At 40.3% G+C, this 26,913-nt stretch carries 26 protein-coding genes; 15 read left to right on the top strand and 11 right to left on the bottom strand.

The features are described from left to right. Nucleotides 1–172: 172 nt before the first annotated feature. The 15 genes from AC0L7T_RS22705 (at nt 173) to AC0L7T_RS22635 (ending at nt 13,543) form a co-directional block, all read left to right on the top strand. A complete protein-coding gene (locus AC0L7T_RS22705; RefSeq protein ID WP_473338634.1) occupies nt 173–1,222 on the top strand; it encodes an acyl-CoA thioester hydrolase/BAAT C-terminal domain-containing protein in 1,050 nt (349 codons plus the stop codon). Nucleotides 1,223–1,429: 207 nt separating this feature from the next. Further along, nucleotides 1,430–1,699, top strand: coding sequence for a TIGR03643 family protein (locus tag AC0L7T_RS22700; protein WP_473338633.1), 270 nt, complete (start codon nt 1,430–1,432; stop codon nt 1,697–1,699). Between the two features lie 176 nt (nt 1,700–1,875). Continuing rightward, nucleotides 1,876–2,787, top strand: a complete 912-nt coding sequence (locus AC0L7T_RS22695) for an FAD-binding domain-containing protein (RefSeq protein ID WP_473343395.1) — start codon at nt 1,876–1,878, stop codon at nt 2,785–2,787. Then, nucleotides 2,784–2,927 (top strand): DUF2256 domain-containing protein, encoded by a 144-nt coding sequence (locus AC0L7T_RS22690; protein WP_473338631.1) that lies wholly within the window; start codon nt 2,784–2,786, stop codon nt 2,925–2,927. The genes AC0L7T_RS22695 and AC0L7T_RS22690 overlap by 4 nt, the downstream gene beginning before the upstream one ends. Continuing rightward, a complete protein-coding gene (locus AC0L7T_RS22685; protein WP_473338630.1) occupies nt 2,914–4,404 on the top strand; it encodes a cryptochrome/photolyase family protein in 1,491 nt (496 codons plus the stop codon). Before AC0L7T_RS22690 ends, AC0L7T_RS22685 begins: the two co-directional genes overlap by 14 nt. A 269-nt stretch (nt 4,405–4,673) precedes the next feature. Continuing rightward, nucleotides 4,674–4,901 (top strand): DUF433 domain-containing protein, encoded by a 228-nt coding sequence (locus AC0L7T_RS22680; RefSeq protein WP_473338629.1) that lies wholly within the window; start codon nt 4,674–4,676, stop codon nt 4,899–4,901. A gap of 11 nt (nt 4,902–4,912) precedes the next feature. Continuing rightward, nucleotides 4,913–5,266, top strand: coding sequence for a DUF5615 family PIN-like protein (locus AC0L7T_RS22675; protein ID WP_473338628.1), 354 nt, complete (start codon nt 4,913–4,915; stop codon nt 5,264–5,266). 515 nt (nt 5,267–5,781) lie between these two features. Further along, a complete protein-coding gene (locus AC0L7T_RS22670; protein WP_473338627.1) occupies nt 5,782–6,327 on the top strand; it encodes a hypothetical protein in 546 nt (181 codons plus the stop codon). Between the two features lie 423 nt (nt 6,328–6,750). After that, the gene (locus tag AC0L7T_RS22665; protein ID WP_473338626.1) at nt 6,751–6,963 is read left to right on the top strand and encodes a hypothetical protein; all 213 of its coding nucleotides are present in this window, start codon (nt 6,751–6,753) and stop codon (nt 6,961–6,963) included. Between the two features lie 220 nt (nt 6,964–7,183). Then, nucleotides 7,184–7,354 carry a putative toxin-antitoxin system toxin component, PIN family gene (locus tag AC0L7T_RS22660; protein ID WP_473338625.1) on the top strand — a complete coding sequence of 57 codons (171 nt, stop codon included), beginning with the start codon at nt 7,184–7,186 and terminating at the stop codon, nt 7,352–7,354. 1,107 nt (nt 7,355–8,461) lie between these two features. After that, the gene (locus AC0L7T_RS22655; RefSeq protein WP_473338624.1) at nt 8,462–10,543 is read left to right on the top strand and encodes a M48 family metallopeptidase; all 2,082 of its coding nucleotides are present in this window, start codon (nt 8,462–8,464) and stop codon (nt 10,541–10,543) included. A gap of 287 nt (nt 10,544–10,830) precedes the next feature. Beyond that, nucleotides 10,831–11,286, top strand: a complete 456-nt coding sequence (locus AC0L7T_RS22650; protein WP_473338623.1) for a hypothetical protein — start codon at nt 10,831–10,833, stop codon at nt 11,284–11,286. Nucleotides 11,287–11,323: 37 nt separating this feature from the next. Beyond that, nucleotides 11,324–11,773 (top strand): phage tail protein, encoded by a 450-nt coding sequence (locus tag AC0L7T_RS22645; protein ID WP_473338622.1) that lies wholly within the window; start codon nt 11,324–11,326, stop codon nt 11,771–11,773. A 223-nt stretch (nt 11,774–11,996) separates the two neighbouring features. After that, entirely contained in the window at nt 11,997–13,304 is a 1,308-nt protein-coding gene (locus AC0L7T_RS22640) for a S8 family serine peptidase (protein ID WP_473338621.1), read from the top strand. Nucleotides 13,305–13,315: 11 nt separating this feature from the next. Further along, entirely contained in the window at nt 13,316–13,543 is a 228-nt protein-coding gene (locus tag AC0L7T_RS22635) for a hypothetical protein (RefSeq protein ID WP_473338620.1), read from the top strand. Nucleotides 13,544–13,964: 421 nt separating this feature from the next. On the opposite strand, the gene AC0L7T_RS22630 is transcribed toward AC0L7T_RS22635, so the two are convergent. The 11 genes from AC0L7T_RS22630 to AC0L7T_RS22580 all read right to left on the bottom strand — a co-directional run bounded on the left by AC0L7T_RS22630 (nt 13,965) and on the right by AC0L7T_RS22580 (nt 26,891). Further along, nucleotides 13,965–14,771: a mechanosensitive ion channel family protein gene (locus AC0L7T_RS22630; RefSeq protein ID WP_473338619.1), complete on the bottom strand. Its 807-nt coding sequence runs from the start codon at nt 14,769–14,771 to the stop codon at nt 13,965–13,967. A gap of 189 nt (nt 14,772–14,960) precedes the next feature. Beyond that, nucleotides 14,961–16,421 carry a DUF1593 domain-containing protein gene (locus tag AC0L7T_RS22625; RefSeq protein ID WP_473338617.1) on the bottom strand — a complete coding sequence of 487 codons (1,461 nt, stop codon included), beginning with the start codon at nt 16,419–16,421 and terminating at the stop codon, nt 14,961–14,963. A gap of 48 nt (nt 16,422–16,469) precedes the next feature. Further along, nucleotides 16,470–17,942 carry a glycoside hydrolase family 140 protein gene (locus AC0L7T_RS22620; protein WP_473338616.1) on the bottom strand — a complete coding sequence of 491 codons (1,473 nt, stop codon included), beginning with the start codon at nt 17,940–17,942 and terminating at the stop codon, nt 16,470–16,472. Between the two features lie 89 nt (nt 17,943–18,031). Further along, nucleotides 18,032–19,456, bottom strand: coding sequence for a DUF1593 domain-containing protein (locus tag AC0L7T_RS22615; protein WP_473338615.1), 1,425 nt, complete (start codon nt 19,454–19,456; stop codon nt 18,032–18,034). A gap of 26 nt (nt 19,457–19,482) precedes the next feature. Further along, the gene (locus AC0L7T_RS22610; RefSeq protein WP_473338614.1) at nt 19,483–20,958 is read right to left on the bottom strand and encodes an FGGY family carbohydrate kinase; all 1,476 of its coding nucleotides are present in this window, start codon (nt 20,956–20,958) and stop codon (nt 19,483–19,485) included. A gap of 46 nt (nt 20,959–21,004) precedes the next feature. Beyond that, nucleotides 21,005–21,979, bottom strand: a complete 975-nt coding sequence (locus AC0L7T_RS22605; RefSeq protein WP_473338612.1) for an ABC transporter permease — start codon at nt 21,977–21,979, stop codon at nt 21,005–21,007. Then, complete coding sequence (locus tag AC0L7T_RS22600; RefSeq protein ID WP_473338610.1) at nt 21,976–23,496, bottom strand: sugar ABC transporter ATP-binding protein; 1,521 nt, start codon at nt 23,494–23,496, stop codon at nt 21,976–21,978. Before AC0L7T_RS22600 ends, AC0L7T_RS22605 begins: the two co-directional genes overlap by 4 nt. Before the next feature lies 1 nt (nt 23,497). Further along, complete coding sequence (locus tag AC0L7T_RS22595; RefSeq protein WP_473338609.1) at nt 23,498–24,121, bottom strand: DUF2291 domain-containing protein; 624 nt, start codon at nt 24,119–24,121, stop codon at nt 23,498–23,500. After that, entirely contained in the window at nt 24,118–25,074 is a 957-nt protein-coding gene (locus AC0L7T_RS22590) for a substrate-binding domain-containing protein (RefSeq protein WP_473338608.1), read from the bottom strand. Before AC0L7T_RS22590 ends, AC0L7T_RS22595 begins: the two co-directional genes overlap by 4 nt. 14 nt (nt 25,075–25,088) lie before the next feature. Next, nucleotides 25,089–26,060 (bottom strand): transketolase family protein, encoded by a 972-nt coding sequence (locus AC0L7T_RS22585; RefSeq protein WP_473338606.1) that lies wholly within the window; start codon nt 26,058–26,060, stop codon nt 25,089–25,091. A 3-nt stretch (nt 26,061–26,063) separates the two neighbouring features. Next, nucleotides 26,064–26,891 (bottom strand): transketolase, encoded by an 828-nt coding sequence (locus tag AC0L7T_RS22580; RefSeq protein WP_473338605.1) that lies wholly within the window; start codon nt 26,889–26,891, stop codon nt 26,064–26,066. Between the last annotated feature and the right edge of the window lie 22 nt (nt 26,892–26,913).

The raw sequence follows: 26,913 nt of genomic DNA, 5'->3' as shown, positions 1-26,913 counted from the left end.
GCATTTATTTTTTTGTGTTCAGGTAATTTTAGAAAAAGGAAGAACCGTAAATGTTAATATTTAGACAGATATTAGGAGCGTCGCTACTTGGCTGGTTGAAAAATTAGGCAAACCTTTGTGAAGGAAACCAATTATCACCACAATAAATACTGTCCTTTAAAAGTGAATAAAGTTGGCAGTAAACTTTTTGTCTTTGCTGATTTTGAAAATAAAAGGCAAGCTGTTTTACCTACTTATCTACCTGAAAAAAACCATGAGAAATAAAAAGTATATTTTAATTGTTGGAATGCTACTCCTCCTCTTTGGTGGATATTTTATTGCTGACAAGTTGCTTTTCAGTGGGGTTAAATCCAGGGCTGTAGACGGGAATGGTTTTCAAGCAAACTACTTTGCCAAGGAAAGCATTAAGAATAGCCCCACAGTAATCTTGGTAGGTGGAGGCCAATGGGGAGATTATTGGGGCCAACAATTTGCTCAAAAAGGCTTGGTTGGATTGTCGCTACCTTATATAGGAAAGGAAGGATTGCCAGAATTGCCGGAAGAAATTGAGTTGACCTATTTTGAAAATGTCCTCACTTGGCTTAAAGCACAAACAGAGGTTAATCCAAACAAAATAGTGGTGATGGGTGCTTCAAGAAATGCTGAATTAGCGCTGGTGCTTGCCTCAGTATTCCCAGAACACATTAGTGGCGTGGTGGCTTATGCCCCAAGTGCTGTGTCTTGGTCAAATACTGTTTTGCCCTACAACTCCAATGAAATAAAAGCCAGTTGGAAATACAAAGGAATTGATATTCCTTATCTGCCTATGGATAAAATCAAGGGAAATAAGACCAGTAAAATTGTGATGGAAGGCTATTGGTTGGATGGATTGGCGAAAAAAGAGTTACTTCAAAAGGCCATGATCAGGGTGGAAAAAATTAACGGGCCTATCCTGCTTTTTTCTGGAACGGATGACAAGGTCTGGCCATCCTCAGTCATGGCAGACTTGATAGAAAAAAGATTGGCGGAACATGCCTTTGAGCATGCCTTTCTGAATATTAAATATGACAATGCGGGACATTTAATTTCCAACAATCCTGAGCATAAGGAGAGACTTAGAACCGGAAGGATCACCATTGATGGAAAAGAGTATGCTTATGAATTTGGCGGGACTGAGGAGGGTGATTTCAAAGCAAAACAAGAAGCCAAAATAAAGTTGATGGAATTCATTGATAAGGTATAAATTAGAAGAATTGACCTGTACAATGGGGGGCTCGTGACAAGGACGGAACCATTTCCGTATAAAAACCTTCAAATCTAATTTTTTGAGATAAAAGAGAAATGTTTGGAGACTGGGAGATAAAATTCAAATCTTTTCACCAAACATTGCCTGAAAAGTATCTTTTCAATTCCAAAACAACCTAAGCACGAATCAGTTATATCCTAAGAAATGACAGAAACTGATACAGATAGAATTATCGAGATGGCATGGGAAGATAAAACGCCATTTGAAGCCATACGAGCTCAATTTGGACTTTCGGAAGCCGAAGTGATTGTTTGCATGCGCAGGGAATTAAAACCCAGTTCATTCAGGAACTGGAGAAAGCGGGTGAACAGTGGTACAAGCCGAAAGCATCTTCTCAAGAGAAATGGGGCTATAAACCGTTTTAAATCTTCCAGGCAAAGAGTGATTTCCAACAATAAAATTTCAAAAAGATAGCCTTTCCAACCGACATAGAAGCCATAAGAAAGCGGATTACAGCAATAGACCCTGTACGCTATGCCCAATCCCGGAATTATGGAGATGGAGCGGTTACCCGCCTGAGTCCTTATATTTCCAGGGGTGTAATCAGTACCAGACAGGTTTATGAACATATTCAGAGCCTTGCATTGGCAGTGGAAGATGCTGAGAAACTAATTCAGGAACTTGCCTGGAGAGATTATTGGCAGCAGGTATGGTTGGCTAAAGGCGATGCGATACATACAGACCTTAAGCAGGCACAAAAGCCAGTTTCAAATTATCAGGTGCCAAAGGCTATTGTTGAGGCGTCCACCGGTATCGAGGTGGTAGATGAGGCCATCAGAGAATTGTATGAAACCGGCTATATGCACAATCACATGCGCATGTATGTGGCAGCCATTTGTTGCAATATGGGACATTCCCATTGGTTGATCCCTGCAAGATGGATGTATTCACATCTTTTGGATGGAGATATTGCGAGCAATCAGCTCAGCTGGCAATGGGTGGCAGGTGCCTTTTCCAATAAGAAGTATTATGCCAACCAGGAAAACATCAATAGATTCTTCCACAGTGCGCAGCAGCATACTTTTCTGGATGTTCCCTACGAGCATTTCGAGAGCATGGAAATCCCCAATGTATTGAAGGACAATATTGCTTTAAAAGTGGGCCTTCATTTGCCAAAAATGGAAAATCCTCCTGTGTTGGTGGACCAAAACACCCTTATTTACAACTACTATAATCTAGATCCTGATTGGCATAAGGAGGAAAGTTTTCAACGGGTGCTCCTTCTGGAACCCTCTCAATTTGAAAAACACCCTGTCCATCAAAAATGCATCGATTTTGTGATTGGTTTGTCTGAAAATATTTCGGGTATCAAATTATTTGTGGGGGAATTTGAAGCGCTTCTGGCCCAAATAAGCCCTGAGAAAATCACTTATAAAGAACATCCGCTCAATAGACATTATCAAGGTATTCAGGAGCCCAGAGATTGGCTCATCAACGTGACAGGGTATTATCCTTCCTTTTTTTCTTTTTGGAAAAAGTGTAAGGAAGAACTCATGAAATGAAGAAAAATGACCTTCCCAGCAAAATTTGTCTTACTTGTAAACGCCCGTTTAGCTGGAGCAGGAAATGGATAAGGGATTGGGAGCATGTGAAATACTGCAGTGAAAAATGCAAACGAAATAAAAGCAATGAAAATCATTAATATTGTTTTCCCACATCAGCTTTTTGAAAATAGCGAACTTATAAAAAGCGGACATGAGACTTACCTGATAGAAGAGCACCTTTTCTTCCGGCAGTATAAATTTCACAAGCAGAAAATAACTTTTCATCGGGCCTCCATGAAGGCTTATGAAAAATACCTTCAAGACCTTAAAATTAAGGTCCAATATATCTCTTCCGACGATGCCTTGTCCGATATTAGAAAGTTTCACCAGGAAATTGAAGATAAAGGGATTGAGACAATCCGCCTTATAGATCCTGTTGATGATTGGTTGATGCAACGAATCCAATCTCTTTCAGCGGTCTGTGAAGTCAAAGTTTTTCCTAGTCCACAATTCTTGAACAATGAGGAAGAGCTGGACGATTTCTTTAGAAAGGAGAAAAAATCATTTTTGCAGGCCACCTTTTACAAGCAGCAACGCAAAAGACTTGGGATACTGATCGATGAAGAGCAAAACCCCATGGGAGGGCAATGGTCTTATGATGCGGAAAACAGGAAGAAATTCCCCAAAGGTAAAATGCCACCTGCCATTAATTTCCCTGAAAAATCAAAGATATGGGAAGATGCCTGTGCCTATACAAAAAAATGGTTCGGCGATAATCCAGGTGATGTTTCAAAAGACAGGTTATACCCAATTAATCACCAGGAAGCCAAGGACTGGTTTGATCAGTTTTTGACTTATCGCTTTCATGATTTCGGGAAATACGAAGATGCCATATTAAAAGAGCCGTCCTTTATCAACCATAGTTTGCTTTCACCCTTGATGAACAGCGGCTTGATTTTGTCTGCTGAAGTTGTAAAGCATGCGCTTTTATTTTCGCAAGAAGAGGATATTCCGATCAACTCTACAGAGGGATTTATACGCCAAATTATTGGTTGGCGTGAATTTATTCGAGGGATGTATCTCTGCAAGGGTAGGTATTCCCGCACCCGCAACTTCTGGCAGTTCAATAGAAAAATACCCCAATCTTTTTATGAGGGGACCACTGGAATAGTGCCTGTAGACCAAACCATTAAAAAGGTGCTTCAGACCGGTTACTGCCACCATATTGAAAGGCTTATGATTCTTGGGAACTTTATGCTCCTTTGTGAGTTTGATCCCGACGCCGTTTACCGTTGGTTTATGGAACTGTTTATTGATGCTTATGACTGGGTGATGGTGCCCAACGTGTATGGCATGTGCCTTTTTGCTGATGGAGGCACCTTTGCAACCAAACCTTATATAGGAGGGTCAAACTACCTAAGAAAGATGAGCAATTATCCCGGTGGAGAATGGGAAGAAATATGGGACGGTATGTTTTGGCGGTTCGTTATGAAACACGAGAATTTTTTTCGAAAGAATCATCGTACGAATATGCTGGTTTATTCCCTTGATAAAATGGATAAAGACAAACAACAGACACACCTTGAAAATGCCGAATCTTTTATCAAGAACAAGTTGGGAGGAGATGCTGAGTGATTATTTCTGATTGAAGGGCAATAAAGCACTTTTGGGCGACACGAACCCGGTTTTGCACCGGGATTTATCAATGATTTTACTCTGATTCAAAGTTAAAAAGATCATATTATTGTTTAGAATACCTACGTTGGCTTAGTTACTTTATTACACCTTCACAATACGCTCCTTTTTTTGACATTCGTCAAGTTAAAGTATGCCTATTATAAACAGGAGTTAGTGAGTCTCATAGATACTAAACCATAATTTGATAATATTACGTATATTTAAATATGGAATGGAGAACGTATATTTCAGCGGATCAGAATGTGCTTCTTGGAAAGCCAACAGTTAAAGGAACAAGAATTTCTGTAGAGCACATTATTGGCTTATTAGCCCAGGGATGGACTGAGAAACAAATCCTCGAAAATCACCCACGATTAACAAAAGTGTCTTTGCAGGCAGTATTCTCCTATATTCAAGAATGCCTGAAAGACGGTCTTCTTTATTCGAACGCGTAATTTGCTAAGGTTTGAAATTTCTAGCAAATGAAAATATTCCTATTTCAAGTGTAATTTATCTCAAATCTCAGGGTTTTGACATAACGGCAATTGGTCTCAACAATCCTAGCATTTCTGATGACCAAGTTATGAATATTGCTATTGCCGAAGAGCGTACTATTATTACATACGATAGTGATTATGGGGAACTCATTTTTAAGTATGGCTATAAACCAAAAGCTGGAGTAATTTTCATTCGATATCAACCCTCTGAACCTTTGGAACCAAGTAAGATACTTGAACATCTTACATCTATACCCGGATTGTCCTTTGACCGGACTCTAACAGTAGTAGACACTAATTCAATAAGACAAAAAAAATATTAATGCCCTCTGAATATTTAGTTTAAAGTTGAGGATGATAGACTTGAAGTAAAATTATTCTTATCTACTCAACTAATGTTAGAAAATAAGCATAAAAATATTCTTATAATTTTGGCTAAGGCCAAGGTTTTCTCCTATTGTCTTAGGAATGGTCTTTAACCCATTCCTATTGAAATGATTTTAGACCAATCATTTTTGGTTAAAATTTTGGAAAAAGGAATTATATCCGGCTATTCAATAGCCTCCTGCTTTAGCTGGAGGTATTTAGGGCTATATCCAGAGTACTGGCTTTAGCCAAATATTAGTTTTACAGCATGTCCGATTGACAAAAGGAGCTAAACAAGCTAGGTGATCCCTAGCCATTGCAATTTGTTAAATTCAATTTGACTCATGGAATTAATAAGCCAATTTATGAATACTAATTTCTGGACGGGAATTGATTTTAGGAAAAGATTGCGGTTTCCTGGTGTGATTAACACTTTTAAAATCATAAAAACTTAGTTATTTTGAGGGGATATATGACTAGAAACATTTTAGCTTTCATCTTTATTTTTATATCTGGTTTAACCTATGGGCAGAGTAACCTGGCTATTAAGAAAGAAATCCCAACTGTCAATTTTGAACTACCTAAGGAGATTGAGTGGGATTTAGTCATGGATGTTCCGCCTGAACCTGGCAACAAAGGGGTCTTGATGTTTAAACATAAACCGATAGAGTTAAGTTGCGCTGATTGCAAGGTTGAACCGATAATTGCGGTGCTTTATGAATCAATTTCTGACAGCATTGATGCAGTTGAATACAGTGTCAATTATATTGGAACTAAGCCATATCAACTGGTCCATAAACTAATAGGGGGATTTCCAGATTATTCAGGTGATCAACACTCGGTGGTTTTTGATGCGACATATGTAAGAGAAGAGGTTGAACACTCTGTTTTACTTGCTTACATAGTTTGTAACGATATTGGAATTGAGATAATCTGCGACAGTATAACTGAAGCCTTCCCAAAAGTTGAACAACAGATGAGAGACTTTATTAGAAACTTTAGCGCTGACGAATACTAAGGCTAACAAGTGCTCAAAGTCCTGGTGTCAGAGTGAATATAGCATTCAGCTATGCGTGCAAACTGCAAAGTTATTGCTTCTGAAAGTCCAGCTTTTTTAGCGACTTTTGTGCTTTTTGATTTTCACTTCTTTCCACAGGGAAGCAATATACCAACGAATTTCGAAAGACCCTTCAAAAATCAATTAGAGTAAATGGCAGTTCAAAGCTTTATGACAAATGTTATTAATGATGGCGATTTATCGGTCAGGATAGTTTAGTAAGGAATGAAAAGTCCACCACAATTGTTACGTTTTAAACAAGGAGCGGATAGTTTTATGAGGAAGAGGGAGTGCTTTCTAATCTCCACATGTCTTAACTGTTTGTAGGGGAGCACACATAAAAAATTAGAGGAAAAAAAATCTTTGCTTTATAAAAAATCAGACATGGAAACGATCCGAATCGATATATTGAATCCGAAAGCTGAAAATTTACTGAAGGATTTAGCGGACTTATATTTGATCAAAATCAAGGAAGATAAGAAATCCGATTTTTCCGATCTTCTAAAAATATTAAGATCTAATTCGAATGAGGAATTAAGTCTTGATGAAATAAGCAAAGAGATGGAAAACGTGAGAAAATCACGATATGAAAAGTAAAAGAGTAATCCTAGACACCAATTTGTGGATTAGCTTTTTAATTTCTCTAAACTTCACTGAAATTGATTAATTACTTGAAGATAAAAGAATTATATTAATATTTTCTAACTAGTCATTGGAAGAATTTATAGAGGTAGTTAGAAGGCCAAAATTCAAAAAATTCTTCTCTACAAATGATATTGAAAAGTTGTTAGATTTATTTGATCAATAGGCAGCCCTTGTGAAAGTAGAATCCAAGATTGATATTTGTCGTGATCCAAAAGATAATTTTCTGCTAAACTTGGCGCTTGATGGGAAAGCTGATTATTTGGTTACTGATGACAAAGATTTACTCATTCTTGAAATAAAAAATACTCACCTTCAGTATTCTACTAGAGAAAACAAATCCTAAATAGTACGCAGGCCAATATCGATTAAAGAAATAACGTTTTTTGTTAGAAATGAAATTAATCTAGAAAATCAAGAGGCAAAAAAGCCAACTCATTAATAACGGGGTGGCGCCTCCTTCGTTGGCTTACCCGGGGCTACAAAGATTGCACTCCCCTGGAGTGCTGCATTAAATACTACCTGCTTGTTTGCTGCGTTTTTAAAATGTTATTTCTCGGAATGACGGGGTATTTATTTAACCACATTGAGTTCAGGTCTTATAGAAAATTAATTCTGCCTTGTAGATTTTCGACGTTAAGAAATTTAAGAAGCGATGGCAAGGACACAGGCATGGTTAGCCTATTAATTATGGGATTGAATACCCGGAAATCAATGGTAATAAATAAACCATAAATACCGTAGTTTGCCTGTGTGAGGTAGGCCTTAAATTTTAGCCGAAAAGATACACAGCGGCGGGCTTTTCCCTGAAGTCTCAGGACAGGTTGGTTACTTTTTGGGCCTGTAGCAAAAAAGTAACAATCGTCTTATTAATTGAATATTTCGTAACTTTAATATATGGAGACGCAACTTTTAGACAGGATTACGGTTAACCCTGAAATTTGCCATGTTATAGACTGTTTATGAATTCTCACTTCTTGACTGAATTCAAGCAAAAAAATAACATATGATTTAGTCTACACTTTTAAATTTATAAAAACATGGTTAGTTTAGAGGCAAGAATTAGATAACTAATATATGGGACTCACTTCTGTCCAATTTTGTAGTAGATAAAAATTAAAACTCGGATTTTTCCAATGGGATCAAAGGGATCGGGCCATTTTTTTGGAAGGTGATATTACTTTATAGAAGAAGATTTATAGTCTTTTCGGGTTAAGCCTGTTGGAATAAATCTATTAGGTTAAATTTTTAGAATCAAATATGACCATTACCATTTTCACCTATAATCAAAAATAAAAGTGGAGTCATTAAAAATCAACTTTACTGGCAAATAATTCATGAGATTTTTAAGATAGTCAATAGAGTACAGCGTTTAGGAGTAAAATGACCCGATAATTTTGAAATAACTGCCTCGATTCTTCTGGCAGGTTTGTGCAAATTAAGACAAGGAACAATGCAAACTAAAACAACAGCAATCAAAGTATCTCAGGAGTATAAAACTCAAACAGCTAAGGCAATTGCCTCAATAGTCCTATTTTTACTAACCTATATTCTGATGTTGGCTTTAGCTATAATTTTGACTAATCTCTGTGTATATGGAGGAATATTATTAATAGCTTTTCGGCCCATGTTTGTTACAATAGTGCTTGGTATAGGCTTGGCCAGTTTAGGTATTCTAGTATTATTTTTCCTTGTGAAATTCGTTTTTCAGACCCATAAAGCTGACAGATCAAACTTAACTGAAATTACCAAGCGTGAGGAACCTGAGCTTTTTGTTCTTATAGAGGAAATTGTTCAAAAAATAGGCACTAGCTTTCCAAAGAAAGTTTATTTATCGGTAGATGTAAATGCAGCGGTATTTTACGACTCAAGTTTTTGGAGCATGTTTTTACCAATAAAAAAGAACCTTCAAATTGGGTTGGGGTTGGTTAATACAGTTTCTAAATCAGAGTTGAAGGCTATTTTAAGTCACGAATTTGGTCATTTTTCTCAAAAATCGATGAAGGTTGGGAGCTACGTTTACAATGTCAATCAAATTATATTTAACCTGGTTAATGATAACGAAAAGTATGATAGAATTATTCAAAAATGGGCAGATGTCAGTGGTTATTTTTGGATTTTTGTATTTATTTCTGTTAAAATTATTGAAGGTATCAAGTGGGTGTTGAGACAGATGTATGGGGTAGTAAATAAGAGCTATTTATGCTTGTCACGAGAAATGGAGTTCCATGCAGATGAAGTAGCGGCGACGGTAACTGGTTATGAACCATTGAAAAATTCTTTGCTTAGAATGTCATTGGCAGATCACTCTTACAATAGTATACTGTCATTTTATGACAATAAAATAAATGAAAACATAAAGTCTGAAAACATTTTTAAGGATCAAACTTTTGCAATGCATTTTCTAGCAAAAGAGAATGACATTAAAATCCAAAGTAATTTACCCCAAGTATCTGAACACGAATTAAGCAAATTTAATAAGTCAAAGTTGGTAATTAAAGACCAGTGGGCTTCACACCCTAGTGTTGAAGACCGTATTGATATGATGGAAAAAACAGGACTGTTGGCTAAAAATATGGATAATGAATTAGCCAATTCATTGTTTTGTGACATTGAAGGAATACAAAGAGAACTTACCGATAAGTTATTTCAAGGGGTTGATTACCAAGGGGCTGTTATAAAAATGCCTTTTGAGTCATTCAAGGCGGAATTTGAAAATGAGTTTTTGAAAAACACTTTTCCTAAAGTGTACAATGGTTACTATGACAATAAGAACCCACTCATTTTTGATCCTCAAGAAGTTGAGGAGGAGGTAGAAACAATCAAATTAGTTGATCTTTTTTCTAAAGAGAATGTAGACTTGGTTTATTCTGCTATTTCACTACAAAATGATATAGAAACGATAAGTCAAATTTTAGATAAAACTTTTAAGCTCAAATCATTTGATTATGATGGCGTAAAATATAACCAAAAGGATAGTAAACCCCTCCTTAAACAACTTGAAATAGAATTAGGTATATTGCACGAGGAAATAAAATTTAATGATTTAAGAATTTTTCAGTTTTTCAACAGTTATGAAATTGAAAGAATACCTAGCACTACCTTGCAGAGTTTATACAAGCAATTTTTTGATTATGATAAAGAATTTGATTCCAAATATCAATTATATATCAAACTATCAAATGATTTAGATTTCATAAACTTTACAACTCCCATTGATCAAATTAGGTGGAATTTTAATGATATTGAAGACACTGAAAAAAAATTAAAAAATGAAATACGGGAATTATTAGAAGATAGTAAATTTCAACCGGAAATAAACATGGCAATAAAAAATAATTTTGAGTTGTATCTCTCAAAAGATTGGAAATATTTCAGTGGGGATACCTATAAAGAAAATAACTTAGAAATTTTATATACAGCGATGAATGATTACGCATATCTATTGAATCGTGGCTATTTCCTTATAAAAAAGAAACTATTGAACTACCAAATAGCTTTAATCAATCCACAAATTCACTCAGAAATGATTTAAAGAAATGACCGCTAATGTACCATTATAAGGTTTAGGTATACCTAATATTTCTAATGTTTTCTCTCTTCTGATGCGATATTGGATAGTAAATTACCAGGCAGGTATTATTGGCAGAAGTAGTTCTGAAGCCAACTTGTAATTGCAATCCTCAGATGCAAAAAGAAATGGATATAAGGTAATATAGTTTCTGAATTTAATGAAAGTTCACCGGTTGATAAAATTTACCATCAGAAATAAAGGATAATTCAGTAACTTGTAATTACCTGAAAATTCTAATTCCTCCACTTATGAAATACAAGCAATCGCAGTTTGGATGGGTTGTAATTATATTGTTTGCACTTTTGGTAGCTTTTCTCTGCCTGGCCTATGCCCTGCAGTGGGGAGACAATCCACTCACTTTTACTCCTTTTCTGATACTAAGTTCATTTCTTGTTGTTTTGGGATTTATGCTTCACAAACTTACGGTTGAAGTTAATGGAGCCACGCTCAGACTGTCCTATGGCATAGGGCTGATAAACCTTAAATTTGAAATCGATGAACTGGAGGAAACCGAGATTATCAGGATACCATGGTACTATGGTATTGGAATCAGGATCACCCCAAAGGGTATGCTTTACAGCATCCATGGATGGAAAGCATTGCGGATAAAGTACAAAAGCAAAGGAAAAAGTAAAAGGGTGATGGTGGGAACTGCTGAGCCGGAACTTCTAAAAAAAGTGCTGGAACACAATTGCAAAAAGTAATTCCAAACTTAGATAAAACATATACAATCAGAAAAATATGGCAGGAGAAAAGCAGGATTCAGTTTGGCCACAACCTAAGTTTTACTTTAGGGTAAAGTTTGAAACATTGGGGGAGACAGTATCTTTTCAGGAGGTATCAGGTTTGGATCCCGAAGCAGCGTCTTTGGAATACAGAAAAGGCGAAAGCAAGTCTTTTTCTACCATAAAAATGCCCGGAATTTCAAAAAGTGGTAATGTAGCCCTAAAAAAAGGCTTTTTTCCAGATGAGGGTAAATTCAACAATTGGATCAATTCAATAAAAATGAATGTGGTAAGACGGGAGAATGTTATTATAGAATTGTTAGATGAATCAGGAAATCCTGCAATGACCTGGATCTTGTCCAATGCCTGGCCAACCAAAATCACCGGATTAGATTTAAATTCAAATAATGGGGAAGTAGCTATTGAAACAATAGAACTGGGCTACGAAGGTTTAACCCAGAAATAGGCAATAGATCGCCTATCGAATGGCTAAATAAAAAAACGAAAACCCAAGATTCTTAATCGGAGCACACAATCTTAAGCATAATCCCTATAGAATTGTCTCTGAATTAATCAGTAATTCAATAAGTTATGTGGTTTTTGGCTAAGTGAATTCTCAGATTTTTTGTTAACTTAACAGGGATTAAGACTTTTCATTTTAGTACCAAACCCTTTAACCACTACATAATATGGATCCCTATATCAACAACCAGGCAGCTTCGGGAAACAAACCTAAGTTTACCGGCAAGAAATTGGTATTGCTTCACCCTGAGGCCAGTTTTAAAAATATCAATGAGGAAGCCAATGGGGCTTCCCTTAGATTGGCGCCTTCTGGGGCTTACAAAAGCAAAGAAGAAGACTATGAAAAAGCTTTTTCAGAAGGGGATGGGATTGTCTTTGAAAAATTCAATGTAGCCGTAATCAATGCGGACCATGATGAGCAGGTGAACAGCCTGATGGCTGCAAAGCAATCTTTTCAATACATGGAACCAGAGCGCTTTGTTTATGCATTGGATACCCCTCCCCAAACAAATATAGGGATGCTACTATGGAATTTTATTTGCCAGATTTTTGGCATAAAAAAACCAGGGCCTGTTCCCAAAGATCCCCCAGTGGTTGTGCCTCCTGTTTTTGAGAGTGACGCTACTGCCTACTGGGCCATTCATGCCTTGGGCGTATTACAAAGTGACAAAACAGGTAGGGGAGTAAATTTGGCCATATTGGATACGGGCATGACCCTTGATCATCCTGATTTTCTAAACCGGGAGGTATTCTCCAAATCCTTTATATCTGGGGAGACAGTTGATGATTTTAACGGACATGGCACGCATTGCGCCGGCATAGCCACCGGAGGGGTAAATGCCAGCACAGGCATACGCTATGGGACAGCCAGTGAGGCTACCCTATATGCTGGAAAAGTCTTGTCCAACAAAGGTGTAGGCAGCGATAGCGGAATATTAGCAGGAATGGAGTGGGCAGTGAACAATGGATGCAAGGTAATTTCCATGTCTCTAGGGGCCACTGTTGGGGAAAATGACCGGTATTCCAATATTTACAATGACCTGGCCAAAAGATCCATGGACATGGGTACCCTGATCATTGCTGCAGCAGGTAATGACAGTCAGCGAAGCCATGACTCCATAAAACCTGTCAATCATCCTGGGAATTGTCCCAATATCATGGCGGTGGGGGCATTGGACAAGAACTCTGCCATAGCCAATTTTTCATGTGGAGGCCTTAACCCCAATGGAGGAAGTGTGGATATAGCCGGTCCGGGTGTAGAAATTTACAGTTCCTGGAAGAAGCCTCAGGAATACGCGATCATTAGTGGTACAAGCATGGCGACTCCTTATGTGGCTGGGGTTGCTGCCTTGCTTTGCGAGGCCTATCCGGATGCCAGTCCCATGGAAATCTGGAATAAGCTTACCACTGGTGCACGAAACGTTGGTTTACCAGCAAGGGATGCCGGGACAGGATTGGTGCAAGCACCGCAATAAATTGAGAAACCATGAAAAGAAACTTTATTGCATCGGTTGAAGAGAATGCAACTGGAAAGATAGATCAGATTGCAGGGGAATTGAGACAAAAAGGCTGTACCATCAAGCAGGTTTTGAAACTCTCCGGTATCATTACAGGCTGTAGTTCCGGAAATGAAAGCAAGTTGGAAGACCTGAAAATCTCAGGCATTAAATACATAGAGGAAGATAGGCAAGTGGGGGCATTGGGAGAAGATTAAGTGCTGAAATCGAAATTAATCACTTCGTTGCTGTTTTCGATTCTACCTGACGTATAGACAGGTTGAGTATATTGGTGCTATGCTATGGCTCCAAACAGCCCGATTTTCTTGTGATTGCAATACTTCATGATGGAGTCGCTAAATCCATTTTTTAAATCCATCTAATTCTTCATTAGAGTTCAACTTTTCTAAAATGATGTTGAATGATAAATAAAACGAAAACTGAGAACCCCAGAGGGGTGATAGATTTGTAGGCCACGGGTGTGAACCCGTGGCCCAGTGATAGAACGATAAATGATTTTGGCGGTATTGTTGCTTTTTTTGCAACAATGCTGACAAAATCTCTTACATTTTTCCATGTCCTTGAATCCAGGTTTGACCCTGTTTCCAAGATTGATCAGGCTGTTATTGGGGCCAATTTTTAGCGATTTTTAACTTCTACGATATTTCCAGGCAAATTAAAACCTTCCTGTTCCAAACCTGTGAGCACTTTCAAAATGGCATTGGAATGTATTTTGGCATCCGTTTGGTCAAAATTATAGGTGTTTACCCAATAGGTGACTTTCACATTCAGGGTAGAAGCGGCCATCTCTTTTACCAATACGGTAGGTTTTTTGTCTCCTTCAAGGACTCCTGGGATGGATTGAATAAGTTCGGAAATCAACTTCAATGCGGCGACATAATTGGATCCATAATCCAGACCCACCGTGAAACTGTAGCTCAGGTAACCATCAATGGTATAATTGATCATTGGATTTTTTATGATGGAGGCATTGGGGATAAAGACATCTTTGCCATCTACGGTTTTGACCTGCGTATCCCGAAGGTTTAGGGCCAGCACTTTTCCGTTTATGCCGTTGATTTCTACCATGTCACCAATCTTAAAAGGCCTTTTGAAGGCAAGGAGAATCCCTGCGAGGAAATTTTCACCGATGTCCTTTAGCGCAAAACCTATAATAAAGGCAGTGATACCTGCACCTGCAAGAAGACTATTGACCACCCCCGTAAGCCCTAAAAAGCGAAGCAAAAGGGCCAATCCAAAAATCATGACCAGGCTTCTAATGGCAGCACTGATAAAATCGGTTAGTAAGCGGTCATCGGTTTTCCTATTTAGTCTATTGCTGACCAAATTCCGTATCCATCGGGAGAAATAGATGAAGAAAATAAGGATTATAGTACCGATTAAGAGTGAAACAGTCAGTTGTTGCACACTTTCTAGGTCTCCCATAAGGATCCCTTTTAATTTTTGAAAAGCTTCCTGCAAGATCATGAAGTTAAGGTTCGAAGTAAATTAGATAAAATTGCCGCAAATTGATAATACTTCCCCCTTTTTAACCCAGAAAATTAATGAACCAAAAAGAAAGGCTTCAATTCAATTGAGGCCTTTCTTAAGTAGGGGATTACTTTAAATGCAGCATTAATTTACCCTTATAATGGTCCGCTTGTATCGCGTTAGCGCGGGTGAACCATTGTCTGTAACCTCTAAAATGATATGGATTGTCCCTAGCCTTTCAGCCTTAGGAATAGTTAGTTGGGCATTTGCTTTGTCTGCATTTTTAATTTCAATTGGTTTTGGTGCTCTGCTTCCGGATTGGGTAAAACTCCCCGGTTCTCTGTAATGATACCATTTGTAGGTCAAGCCATCTCCATCCGGATCCTTGCTTCCTTCAGCGCTCAATTCAATAATGTCTCCAACTTTTGCATTGATATAATCGGCTGATTTAAGGTGGGCAACCGGAGGGTGGTTGGCTTCAGCATAAGGCTTGATTGTCCAGTCCATTCTGGCCTCAAAGTCATTCTGAAAAGCTTCTCTCCAACGATAAATCGTCGCTTTATTGCTGGTGTGGTAACTCCCATCCATGCCCAATACCTCGTCCTGAGCATTTGTCCATAGTGCACGGGTTTCTGGCTCAGCAAACCATTTTTCTGTTCTGGGTTGATAGAATTCATATCGCCCTCCCCAATTGCCAAAATCTGGGCGTTCAGGATTTTCCATCCCGGTATGAATCAAATGCATAAAACTTGGAGAATCCCCTTCCATCAGGTAATCCATATGTGGGTATTCCGCACCCAAAGGTCCCTTGCTTCGAATGTGTTCATCGAGCCATGGATTGTCCACGATTTCAAAGTTTCCTCCTGAAAAACGTCCGTGAAACTTGTCTCCACTGATGCCTGTCCAGGTCGCATGGTGATAGGCTCCAAGTGGATGAATTCCCGGGCTGGCGATATAAAATAAACTGGGAAAAGTTTTTCTTATCCAAGGACCACTATCATCCTGGTCAGAAATGGTATATACCCTTAGTTTGGCCACAAATTTATCCACTTCCGAAGGAGAACGGGTTTGGTTAATTTTCCATAGTGCTTGGGCAAGACAATTGGGGCCTCCCCAAACCAATACCCAAACGGGTCTGGAATCATCTGCATCCACGGATTGGATTATTAATTCTGAACCTTCAGAATCCATGCCTTCCCCAACTGCTTCCATGCCAAATTTTGGAATGCCTTCTTTGAGTATAGACAAAAGAAAATCAGTGGTAGGGTAGCCTTTCTCGTGCTTTTCTAAATTGTTCCTTACCTTATCGTAGGCAGTTAAGATTTCACGAATTCTCCAGGCTGCGATTTTATTTCGTTGGTGCCGGGAAGTAGTAGCCACCAGGCCTTCCACATCCCATTGGTTGGAGTAGGTAAGGAACCTTATGAGTGACATGGCATCATCGGGTTCATTTTCTATGTCTGTGAGCACGATGATTCGCTCTTTCTCCATTGTGTCTTGTGCATTTAGATCAATGCTTCCTAAAAGGATTAGGCTAATGAGGAGAAATCTGTATGGGTTAATTCTCATGGAATGAGCTGTTTTTATTGGAAATAATTTATACATGATTAATAAGTTTAGAACAATTTGAATGCACCTAAAAAGGGCTCGTATTTATTCCTTTGCTTTTAAGATCAGAATGGCGTCTTCCCATGCCGATGGAGGTGTTATTTGACGTAGCTCACCAGGTTTGAAGGCTTCTGCTTTGGCTTCCCGGCCTTCACTAGGATCAAACCATTTGGCTTCTGCAGATTTTGAAAGTATATTTTTAACAGTGGCCTGGGATATATTGGAAAAATACACCAATAGCATTTTACCATTATCCAGTTTTACAGCTGTTTTCAGGCTTTCTCCTTCACTTTCTGAGCCCTGCAAAATACTTTGATCGGGTATCCATTCTGCCCATTGATGGTCGATAAGAAATTTTTTGGCAAGTTGGGCAAACTGCACAGCACCAGGAAAATCCAGGGCTTGTTGCCAGGTGTACCCACAGCTGTAACTTCCTCTATTGCCTCGCATGGGCCAAATCGGACCTGCGCCATAAGTGTGTCCGGCCCCTCCTGCAAAAAAGGTATGGTAGACCTGGCGCCGTAAACGAACAGGAGTAATCCATCCGCAGTCATGCCCGTAGGCGCCAAACTCATAGGATCCCTCTAAGAATAAACTCGGCTTTTTGGGATGGTCTAAATTGTATTCCCTCAACATGCTTGAATACACTTTTTCTACTTCCTTCCATACTTCCACGCCATTTGCGGTCAGCCAGGCATCCTCGTGAAACCAATTTGAGGAATTTATAGTGGCATCCCCATCCGGGTGATAGGTGATAAAAACTTTTTTCCTGGCAGGATTTGGTTCATTCCATTTTGCCGATTGTCCAGTAACGCCATGAACAATCCCTTCAGCCATGGCCCTGAAAATGGGCCGTGAATCAAAGCTTTTATCACCTTCCTTGTACAAGCCTTTTGCATCCCCACCCAATACCCAAAGAATATGGGGTTCATTTTGGTACCTCTTGCCGAGAAACGAACCGTAGTCTTTGGCTTCCTTCGCAGTAAATTCGGTATGCGCCCCACCAAATTGACTTGAAATATATGCCCTGCCCCAATTCGGAAGTAGGGCCAGGTACATGTTCCGTTTCTTTACAGCCTGAATAATGTAATCCGCATGGTCCCAATAATCATTGGGAGTTTCAGTGCTTCCACCTGATACAATCAAGGGTTCGGATGTATTTGGCGCATCCTCACCACCTGTAAATGGCCTGTGACCATAGGCATTGGCAGCATTGTGTGGGCCACTATCGATTCCTCCTCCATGGGGGTACCAAAAGGCTACGGTCTGTATGACATTGAAGCCGGTTTTCTGTCTATGGTCAAGGTACATGTCTACTTCCTCTCTGGTAAGTTGCTGAAACAAGCCCCAGCCAGTATCAGCAATCCATAAAAAGGGAGTGCCATCTTCATGGGCGATATAGTGTCCATTTGATGCTACCTCAAGCTGACCGTGGGAATCCCATGGGGCCTGCGCAAAAACATTGACTGAAATCAACAGTGAAAAGAGGGCATAGCCTAAATGTTTGATCGGGATCATTACTTTTGGGTTTAAGTGGAATGAATGACAAAGTATTGAAAAGACCGACCCTTTAGCAATAGCTAATTTTAGGCACGGTCTAAAGAGTATCATTTTACAGTGATGATTATCCTTCGGTACCTGGTTAGTTCTGGTGTTCCGTTATCACTTACTTCACAGATAATATGGATGGTTTGCCCTTTGGAAGCATTTTCAGGAACGGTAAAAGAAGCCTTTTCACTTTCAGAATTTCTAATAGCAATACTTTCAGGATAAGTACTTGCCTCTTGGTGCTTCCACCATTTAAAGTTCAATTGATCTTTATCCGGGTCTGTTGATAGGGAAGCATCGAGCTTGACTTTTGCCCCTGCTTTCAGGGTAAGATCGTCCTTATGTTTGAGTATTACTTCAGGTTCATGGTTGGCCTCTTCATAAGATTTCACAGCCCAGTCTGCCCTAGCTGCAAAATCATTTTGCAAAGCATCAGACCAACGCCACATGGGTTTAAAATATTCGCTGCGTTGTGCAGGGGTGGCTTTGCTTCCTTCACGCAAACTTTGTCTGCCCCAGCCATTGCTGCCATACCACCTGCCCTCAGGATATTTATATTCTGGCACAGGTACAGCATCTAGCCAGGTGTTTTCACGGACTTTGACATACCTTCCGCCCCAGCCACCATTTCCAGGTGATTCCAAGCTTCTTAACCCTGTGGGGATGGTGTGCAGAAAGGCAGGAGAGTCACCCTCAGAACGGAAATCGCCATTTTCCATGGCTGGATAAAGGGCTGCCAATGTACCGTGGTTTTCAAGAATATTGGCTTTCATCCATGGCCCTTCAAAATAGGGCAGCATTTCTTTGGGTTGGACCTGAGCCCATCGGTAAGCAATGGCTTCAAACTGATCAGAGATGATGGTTGGGATGTTGTATTTACCCCAATGCGGTCGAATGTATTCCTGAAAAGTAACATCCTGTTCCCATATCAGGTAAAGGCGAATTTTATTGGCTACATATTCCATTTTTTCAGGGTGATTTTCCTCGATGGTTTTCAAGGCCCTGGCAATAGTATTTGTCCCTCCCCAGGCTTGAATCCAAATAGGGCGGTCATCTGTTTCGTCCAATAAAACCTTCACAATATGGCTAGAACCTGCTGTAACTTCGGTCATCTCACCTTCGGTTTTTACATTTCCCAATAGCGTGCGTTCGCGTAGGAAAGCTGCCGTTGGAAATGCAGGGTCGTGTTTTACAAGATTTGGGTAATCTTTTTCATAGGCATCCAGATAAGGCTCAATCCAATCGTCTCCAGGCCATTTATGACCGTGCCAATGGTATTGAGAGCTGGAGGTGATGATTCCTTCCACATCCCATTCGTTGACGTAATAAAGAAAACGAACAATAGAGCACTGATCGTCTATTTCTCCATCGCTGGTGACGATAACCCTTGTTTTTTCCCCTGCCTTATTTTGTGCGATTAGGTTGCTGAAGCCTAATGCCAGCAGCGCCGTTATTGCCAGTTGTATTTTGAGTTTGTTTTTCATGGTATGTTTCTTTGTGGAGGTGAAATTTATCCAATCGCGTTTTTCCAACCTTTATAGGCGTCTATGGCTTTGTTCCTACCATCTCCTGCCAAGGTACTGTTGGCAGTCTGGTTAAATCCCTGGAGTTGCTCCAGACTTTCGTATATTTTTGATTGAAGTCCAGCCAAATAGGCAGCTCCTAAAGCGGAAACATCTGCAATGGCTATATTGGTTACTTTCCTTTCAAGCAGGTCTGCTAAGAATTGTAAAACAAATTTATTTGCGGTAATACCCCCGTCAATCTTGAGTTCAGAAAGTGGGGTGCCTGAATCTGCTTCCATGGCTGAAATCACATCTTTTATTTGATAGGGAACAGACTCTACCGCTGCCCGTATCACATGATTTTTGGAGGAGTCAAATGAAAGCCCTTCAATGGATGCTTTCCGCTTCATATCCCAATGTGGTGCTCCTAATCCGGAGAAAGCAGGCACGATGTATACGCCACCATTGTCTGGCAAGGAATAGCATATTTCCTCTAAGTCTGCAGCATTTTCAAATAAACCGAGTTGGTTTTTAACCCATTCAATTGTAGCGCCGGCTGAGACGATGATTCCTTCCAGTGCATAATCCACCCGATCTTCAGTGCTCCAGCAAATGGTGGTCACCATGCCATGCTGAGAAGTTTTTGGTTTACTTCCTATATTCATTAAAATAGAACTTCCAGTACCAAGGGTTGCTTTTGCACTTCCTTGATCAAAACATCCTTCACCAAAAGCTGCGGCATGGGAATCCCCAATCATGGCCGAAATACTCACAGAATGACCTATTAATCCTTCAAAATTGGTGTCACCAAAATGAAAGGAAGAAGGTTTTACCTTTGGTAAATTAAGCTTTGACAAACCGAAATCCTCCAATAACTCTTTTTCCCAGCAAAGCTTGTTTAAATCAAAAAACAAGGTTCTGGAAGCATTGGTATAATCGGTCAAATAGGATTGCCCCTTGGTTAATTTATAAAGCAACCAGGTATCGATGGTGCCAAAAAAAGCCTCTCCATTGTCTATTGCCTGTTTGATTTTAGGCTCGTTTTCATACAGCCAGATCACCTTTGTGCCAGAGAAATAGGGGTCAATGATTAATCCTGTTTTTTGATTGATTTTGGGTGCGAGCCCTTCGCTTTTCAATCGTTCACAGACAGGGACAGATCGTTTACATTGCCAAACTACAGCATTGTAAAGCGCTTCACCTGCCTTGTTCCAGAGGACAAAGGTTTCGCGTTGATTGGAAATGCCGCAGGCTTTGATTTTGCTTAAATCACCGTTTTTAGCCCTAAATCCTTCCAGGCATTTGCCTAATGAGCTCAATATGTTTTGATAGATTTCTTCAGGCTCCTGCTCTACCCGGTTTCCATCAAGATAGTGGGTCTTTAGTGGTGCGGTCTCCTTGTGCAAAGCTTTACCCTCTTCATCAAAAATGATGGTTTTGGTACTGCTTGTTCCTTGATCTATGGCTAATATATAAGACATTTTTATTTTCGTAATGCGTTGTTGTTATGGCTGAAGCAACGCTGGTTTATTCACTTTTCTGGTTGGACTTGTCAATGATTACCGCAAGGAGAATGACCAGCCCTTTAATTACTTGTTGCCAAAATGGGGAAACGCTCATAAGGATCAGCCCATTGTTCAGGACTCCGATAATGATGGCACCCAACACAGTTCCCAGGATTGTTCCCCGCCCACCGGATAAAGATGTGCCTCCAATCACCACTGCAGCGATGGCATCCAACTCATAACTGAAGCCGGCATTGGGTTGAGCAGAATCCAGACGTGCTGTCACCAAAATCCCACCTACTGCAGCAAGTATGCCGGCAAGCGCATATACCCATATTTTAACTTTTGCAATGGGTATTCCGGAGAGGAGTGAGGCATTTTCATTGCCACCTATGGCATAGATGTACCTGCCAAACCGGGTTTTTCCGGTTAGAACTATCGCTGTGACGACCACAATTCCTGATATCCAAACCGGCATGGGGATGCCCAAAAACCAACCTGTGCCTAAAAAACCAAAGGTCTCGCCCAAACCCGAAATCGGATGCCCCTTGGTCCAAAGCATGGTAAAACCCCGAGCCATTGTAAGCATGGCCAGGGTAGCCACAAAGGGCGGTACTTTAAATTTGGTAATGGCATAGCCATTGATAAACCCTAAGCCACCCCCAACAAATAGACCGGCAAGTACAGCTCCTAAAACAGTAAAGCCTATGAATAAATTGATAGCAGGAATGCTGATTCCATTGCTAAGCAGGCCGGCAGTAACAGCGCCGCAAAAAGCCAGAATAGAACCTACAGAAAGATCAATTCCGGCAGTTAAAATTACCAGGGTCATACCCACTGAAATGCAGACGTTTACCGAAATCTGACGCATGACGTTCCAGAAATTGTCTGTAGTCATAAAATTGTCTGTCATCAAAGCCAGACCCAGGCATAAAATAAACAAGGCAATGAGGGACTGAAACTGAGCGATATTTAATTTTTTCTTTATAGAGATCATTGGGTCAGATTTTCCGGTATGCAGGCATTCATAATATTGTTTTCAGTAGCATCTTCACTCGAGAATTGAGCAGAAATTTCCCCTTCAGCCATCACAAGTATCCTGTCAGAAATGGCTAGAATTTCTGGGATTTCTGAAGAGACGACGAGAATAGAGATGCCCGATTGGCTCAACTGGGATATCAATTCATAGATTTCATTTTTTGCATTGATATCAATGCCTCGGGTAGGCTCATCCAGCATAAGTACTTTCGGAGACCGGGCTATCCATTTGCCGAGAATTACCTTTTGTTGGTTTCCACCACTTAGGTTTTTAATTAGTTGTTCTTCACTGTGACCTTTTATCTTTAGTGAGGCTACATATTTGTCGTAAAGTTTTGTCTGTAAAGCACTGTTTAGAAATCCATAGCTGCTTACCTGCTCCAGTACGGAAAGGCTTAGGTTTTTACCGACAGACATATTGGGTACAATCCCGTCTTTTTTACGGTCTTCCGGCACCAGTGCCATACCTGCTTCAATGGCCATAATTGGGGTTTTGAAAAGCATTTCTTTTCCTTCCAATTCGATACTCCCAGTCATTCTGCGGTGGTGGAGGCCAAACAGGCTTTCGCAAAGTTCTGTTCTTCCGGCACCCATCAATCCATAGATCCCCAATACTTCCCCTTTGTTCAGGTCAAAATGAATATTGTTAAGCAAAGGTCGGCTGGGATTGTCAGGGTTTGTTAATTGCAGGTTTTTGACTTGTAAGACTTTTTCTTCAGAGGACTTTTTGCTGGATTTTTTAATGACATTTACTGAGCGGCCAGCCATCATATTGATCAGCAAGGGGCGGGAAATTCCCGAAACTTCGCCTTGTCCGACGACTTTTCCATCTCGCAAAACCACAAAATTGTCAGCCAAGGCAAACAGCTCTTCCAGCTTATGTGATATGTAGACGATGGCTTTTTCTTCAGCTTTTAACTTGTTAATTATTTCAAAGAGTACAGCCGTTTCGCTTTCTCCTATTGCGGAGGTAGGTTCATCCATAAATACTACGGATGATTCAGTCAAAAGTGCTTTGGCAATTTCTACGATTTGTTGTTGGCCTACTCTCAGGGTGCTTACCAAGGCTGTAGGTTCTACTTCCAGTTTTAGCCTTTCCAGAAGTTCTTTGGTTTTGTGGATCATTTTATCACGGTCCAAAAAACCAAAAGCATTGACCAATTCTCTTCCCAGAAAAATGTTTTGGGCTACAGTGAGGTAGGGGATAAGATTTAATTCCTGATGGATAATGGATATGCCCATGTCCTGAGCATCTTTGGGTCTGGAGAATTTGATTTCCTGACCTTTAAATAAGAGCTCACCTTCGTAATCGGTGTGAATTCCCGACATGATCTTCAATAAAGTTGATTTTCCAGCACCATTTTCACCAATTAAGGCGGTGACTTTTCCTCCTTCGAGGCACAAATCTACCTGGCTGAGTGCAGTCACTCCGGAGAACTTCTTGGTTATTTGTCGGACTTCAAGTAGCGCTGTCATGCTATTCTGTTATTTGAAGAGTAATAGGAATCACCTCAATCTGGTTTAGTTTTAGGTGGGCTTTATTGAGCTCAATTGCCCCCTCAAACCTTACCTTATCTCCTATTTTTACTTTAGACCTGAATTCCGGGATAAGCTCCTTTCGAATTTTTTCATTGATGGATTCAGAGATGCTGTTAAAATCAGAGGAGTTGTCATAATCGTTTAGCTTGACTAAACCTGAAGCATCTCGGATGGCGTTTCCATACACAAATTCCGTTTCCAATTCAATCACATGGCTTCCCACTTGCAGCAGGACATTGTTGTTATTGACGGCTGTAACCAGACCTTCTCCTTTGACCCTGAAATAGCCGATATTCCCAATGCCCAGTGCGTACCCATAAGTTTCAAAAGCAGCAGCCGTATTTTGCTCCAGGCTATCTATTAAAAGTGCAATGTCTGGTGCATCTTTATAGACCATCCTTAATTCATTGCCCCAAATGCCATCTACATAGGCTTTTGCATCAAAGCTTATTTCATTACCATCTGCCAGTTTTTTATCCAGTGGCTGAAAATAAACGGAGTTATACCCCAATAGACCTATGACAAGTACTCCAATGCTGTATTTAATTGCTTTCCTGTTCATTTGCTTCCGTAGGCTTGGTAATCCATTACATTTTCCTGGTTGACCATTTCCACCGTTACAGGTACCTTTTGGGCAAAATCCCGCTTTCCATCAAAATAGGATAGTGCGTATTCCGCTGCTGTCCTGGCGATCAATTTTGGGAATTGCATGCCTGTGGCCAGTATTTTCTTGTCTCTGATGGAGTTAATAACATCGCTTGCACCATCGAATCCAAAAACCATTACCTGATCTGCTTTGCCTGAAGAAACAAGTGCCTGATATGCTCCCATCGCCATAGCGTCATTGCCGCAAAACACGCCCTTAATGTCTGGATGCACCTGTAATATGGATTCCATAACTTCCATGGCTTTGTTTCTGTCGAAATCTGCATTTTGCTGGGCAACCATTTGAAGTTCGGGGTAATTGTCAACTACAGAATGGAATCCCTTGGATCTGCTCCAGGTATTGTTGTCGCCAACTAAGCCTAGTATCTCTACATACTTGCCCTTTTTATTGAGCTTTTCAACAAAGTATTTCCCAATGGCTACGCAGCCGGCATAGCTGTCTGAAAGAATCTGACTTGTAGCAGCATCCGTTGCATTGATCTCTCGGTCCATGCAAAATACCGGCACCCCCTTTTCTTTGGCGATCCTTACATTGGCAATTGAGCCATCTGCATCTGTAGGGTTGAAAAGTATGGCGTCATATCCTGAAGAAACAGCATTTTCAAAATGATCTGTTTCTAGTGCGGTATTGTTTTGGGAATCAAAAATAGTTGCCTCAAATCCCAATTCAGTAGCACGATCTGCGGCTGTTTCTGCCAATACTACAAACCAGGGATTGTTAAGAGTGGACACAATTACGGCCACTTTTTTAGGTTGATCCAAGGCGCGTTCATCAGGTCCTCCGCAGCCATTTAAAATCAATGCTACTGCAAAAAAGCAAAGCATTTTTAAGGGGTTGAAATTGGTCATTTTGGGTTTGGGTGTTAATTTTTTAAGACTAATGTTGCTTTCGCTACTATGCCATCACAGGATATCCCGTAATGCTTAAAGATGTCATTTTGGGAACCGGTCACGGTGTACTCATCGGGAATGCCCATAATATGGAATGGGTTTCTCGCCCCTTGTTGAAAGAGGTAGGAAGCACAGGCTTCTCCTAATCCTCCATTTACCATATGTTCTTCTACTGTGATTATTGGTTTTGCAGCTTTGGCTAAATCATCCAGAAGCTCTGTGTCCAAAGGTTTGATGGTATGCATGCTGATAACCTTGGTAGTAATCCCATGCTGCTGTTCCAAACCCTCGGCTGCCTGCCATGCATGTTGGACGGTTTCACCATTGGCGATAATGGTAAGGTCAGTTCCTTCACGGATTACTCTCCCCTTACCAAATTCGAATATTTGGTTTTCTTCACTCAAGAAGGGTACGCTTTTTTTACCAAAGCGAAGGTAAATCGGTTGTTTAAGATTGGCGGCTAAACGCACCGCCTGTTCAGTTTCGAAGTTGTCCGCTGGCACCACAATGGTGATATTGTTGATGGCCCGAAGCACGGCAAAGTCATGAAGGCTATGATGTGTGGTGCCTAATGCACCGTAGCTTACACCAGCACTTATTCCTACCAATTTCACGGGGTTATCAGAATAGGCCACATCGTTTTTGATTTGTTCCAGTGCTCTTGCTGTAAGGAAACAAGCGGGTGAAACGGCAAATGGTTTCTTTCCTGCAGAAGCAAGTCCAGCAGCTACCCCTACCAGATTTTGTTCAGCAATGCCAACCTCTACAATCTGGTTTGGATATTTCTGTCCAAAGGGGACCAGTTTCCCCGAACCCCGGGAGTCACTTGTTACGGCAATGATCGATGGATCAGCAGCAGCTAAGTTTTCAAGGGTTTCAGCAAAAACTTCTTGGTTTGCTCTTCCCATTTTTAAATTTTTCTTTGCAATTTTATCCAGTTCCATGATCTATGAGATTAATGCCTCAGCCGCATCTAGTTCTGACAATGCCAATTCATATTGTTCAGGGCTTGGTACGCCATGGTGCCATTTTAAAACGCCTTCCATATAGCTTACCCCTTTTCCTTTGACGGTATGGGCAATGATGAAATTGGGCTTTCCTGTTTGGAAAGGCCCATTGTTTAAGGCTGAAACCAAGGCATTCAAATTGTGGCCATCAACCTCTTTTACTGACCAACCAAATGCTTCCAATTTGTCCCTAAGGGAATCAGTATTCATTACTTCCTGATTTGAACCTGTAATTTGCTGTTTGTTATTGTCCAAAATTGCGTAAAGGTTGTCCAATTTATAATGCGAAGCGGAAAGGAATGCTTCCCAATTGGAGCCTTCAGGCAATTCACCATCTCCCAAGAGCGTAAATACCCGGTGTTGTTTTTTGTCCAATTTTGCTGCAATTGCTTCTCCAACGCAGATAGGTAAACCATGACCTAAAGCCCCGGTATTTTGCTCCACACCATTGACTTTTTTTGTAGGGTGACCGATGTAGTGGGATTGGTACTGACAAAGTGTTTCCAGGTCGGACTCAGGGAAAAAACCTCTGTCTGCAAGCGTGACAAACAGGGCTTCTACACAATGACCTTTACTCTGTATGTAGCGGTCTCTATCAGGATTTCTGAAATTTTCAGGATCTATTTTAAGTACTTTATTGTACAATACATTCAAAATGTCCACACAAGACAAACTACCACCAGTGTGCCCGGCTTTTGCTTTGTAGATGTATTTGAGAATGTTTTTTCTCAGGAATACCGACTTCTTTTCTAATTCTTTATCTGACATTATTGTTCTGTCTTCTTGGTAA

This window comes from Cyclobacterium sp. 10D3-21, from assembly GCF_055809755.1.
Note: the sequence above shows the minus strand (reverse complement) of the source record. Positions and strands in the feature narration are given on the sequence as shown.

Excerpts from the sequence above, each read along its gene's own strand:
- AC0L7T_RS22615 (WP_473338615.1), bottom strand. The coding sequence starts at position 19,456 with ATGAAAAACAAACTCAAAATACAACTGGCAATAACGGCGCTGCTGGCA.
- AC0L7T_RS22670 (WP_473338627.1), top strand. The coding sequence starts at position 5,782 with ATGACTAGAAACATTTTAGCTTTCATCTTTATTTTTATATCTGGTTTA.
- AC0L7T_RS22600 (WP_473338610.1), bottom strand. The coding sequence starts at position 23,496 with ATGACAGCGCTACTTGAAGTCCGACAAATAACCAAGAAGTTCTCCGGA.
- AC0L7T_RS22655 (WP_473338624.1), top strand. The coding sequence starts at position 8,462 with ATGCAAACTAAAACAACAGCAATCAAAGTATCTCAGGAGTATAAAACT.
- AC0L7T_RS22650 (WP_473338623.1), top strand. The coding sequence starts at position 10,831 with ATGAAATACAAGCAATCGCAGTTTGGATGGGTTGTAATTATATTGTTT.
- AC0L7T_RS22630 (WP_473338619.1), bottom strand. The coding sequence starts at position 14,771 with ATGGGAGACCTAGAAAGTGTGCAACAACTGACTGTTTCACTCTTAATC.
- AC0L7T_RS22610 (WP_473338614.1), bottom strand. The coding sequence starts at position 20,958 with ATGTCTTATATATTAGCCATAGATCAAGGAACAAGCAGTACCAAAACC.
- AC0L7T_RS22645 (WP_473338622.1), top strand. The coding sequence starts at position 11,324 with ATGGCAGGAGAAAAGCAGGATTCAGTTTGGCCACAACCTAAGTTTTAC.
- AC0L7T_RS22595 (WP_473338609.1), bottom strand. The coding sequence starts at position 24,121 with ATGAACAGGAAAGCAATTAAATACAGCATTGGAGTACTTGTCATAGGT.
- AC0L7T_RS22680 (WP_473338629.1), top strand. The coding sequence starts at position 4,674 with ATGGAATGGAGAACGTATATTTCAGCGGATCAGAATGTGCTTCTTGGA.
- AC0L7T_RS22605 (WP_473338612.1), bottom strand. The coding sequence starts at position 21,979 with ATGATCTCTATAAAGAAAAAATTAAATATCGCTCAGTTTCAGTCCCTC.
- AC0L7T_RS22700 (WP_473338633.1), top strand. The coding sequence starts at position 1,430 with ATGACAGAAACTGATACAGATAGAATTATCGAGATGGCATGGGAAGAT.
- AC0L7T_RS22690 (WP_473338631.1), top strand. The coding sequence starts at position 2,784 with ATGAAGAAAAATGACCTTCCCAGCAAAATTTGTCTTACTTGTAAACGC.
- AC0L7T_RS22620 (WP_473338616.1), bottom strand. The coding sequence starts at position 17,942 with ATGATCCCGATCAAACATTTAGGCTATGCCCTCTTTTCACTGTTGATT.
- AC0L7T_RS22635 (WP_473338620.1), top strand. The coding sequence starts at position 13,316 with ATGAAAAGAAACTTTATTGCATCGGTTGAAGAGAATGCAACTGGAAAG.
- AC0L7T_RS22580 (WP_473338605.1), bottom strand. The coding sequence starts at position 26,891 with ATGTCAGATAAAGAATTAGAAAAGAAGTCGGTATTCCTGAGAAAAAAC.
- AC0L7T_RS22625 (WP_473338617.1), bottom strand. The coding sequence starts at position 16,421 with ATGTATAAATTATTTCCAATAAAAACAGCTCATTCCATGAGAATTAAC.
- AC0L7T_RS22585 (WP_473338606.1), bottom strand. The coding sequence starts at position 26,060 with ATGGAACTGGATAAAATTGCAAAGAAAAATTTAAAAATGGGAAGAGCA.
- AC0L7T_RS22665 (WP_473338626.1), top strand. The coding sequence starts at position 6,751 with ATGGAAACGATCCGAATCGATATATTGAATCCGAAAGCTGAAAATTTA.
- AC0L7T_RS22640 (WP_473338621.1), top strand. The coding sequence starts at position 11,997 with ATGGATCCCTATATCAACAACCAGGCAGCTTCGGGAAACAAACCTAAG.
- AC0L7T_RS22685 (WP_473338630.1), top strand. The coding sequence starts at position 2,914 with ATGAAAATCATTAATATTGTTTTCCCACATCAGCTTTTTGAAAATAGC.
- AC0L7T_RS22590 (WP_473338608.1), bottom strand. The coding sequence starts at position 25,074 with ATGACCAATTTCAACCCCTTAAAAATGCTTTGCTTTTTTGCAGTAGCA.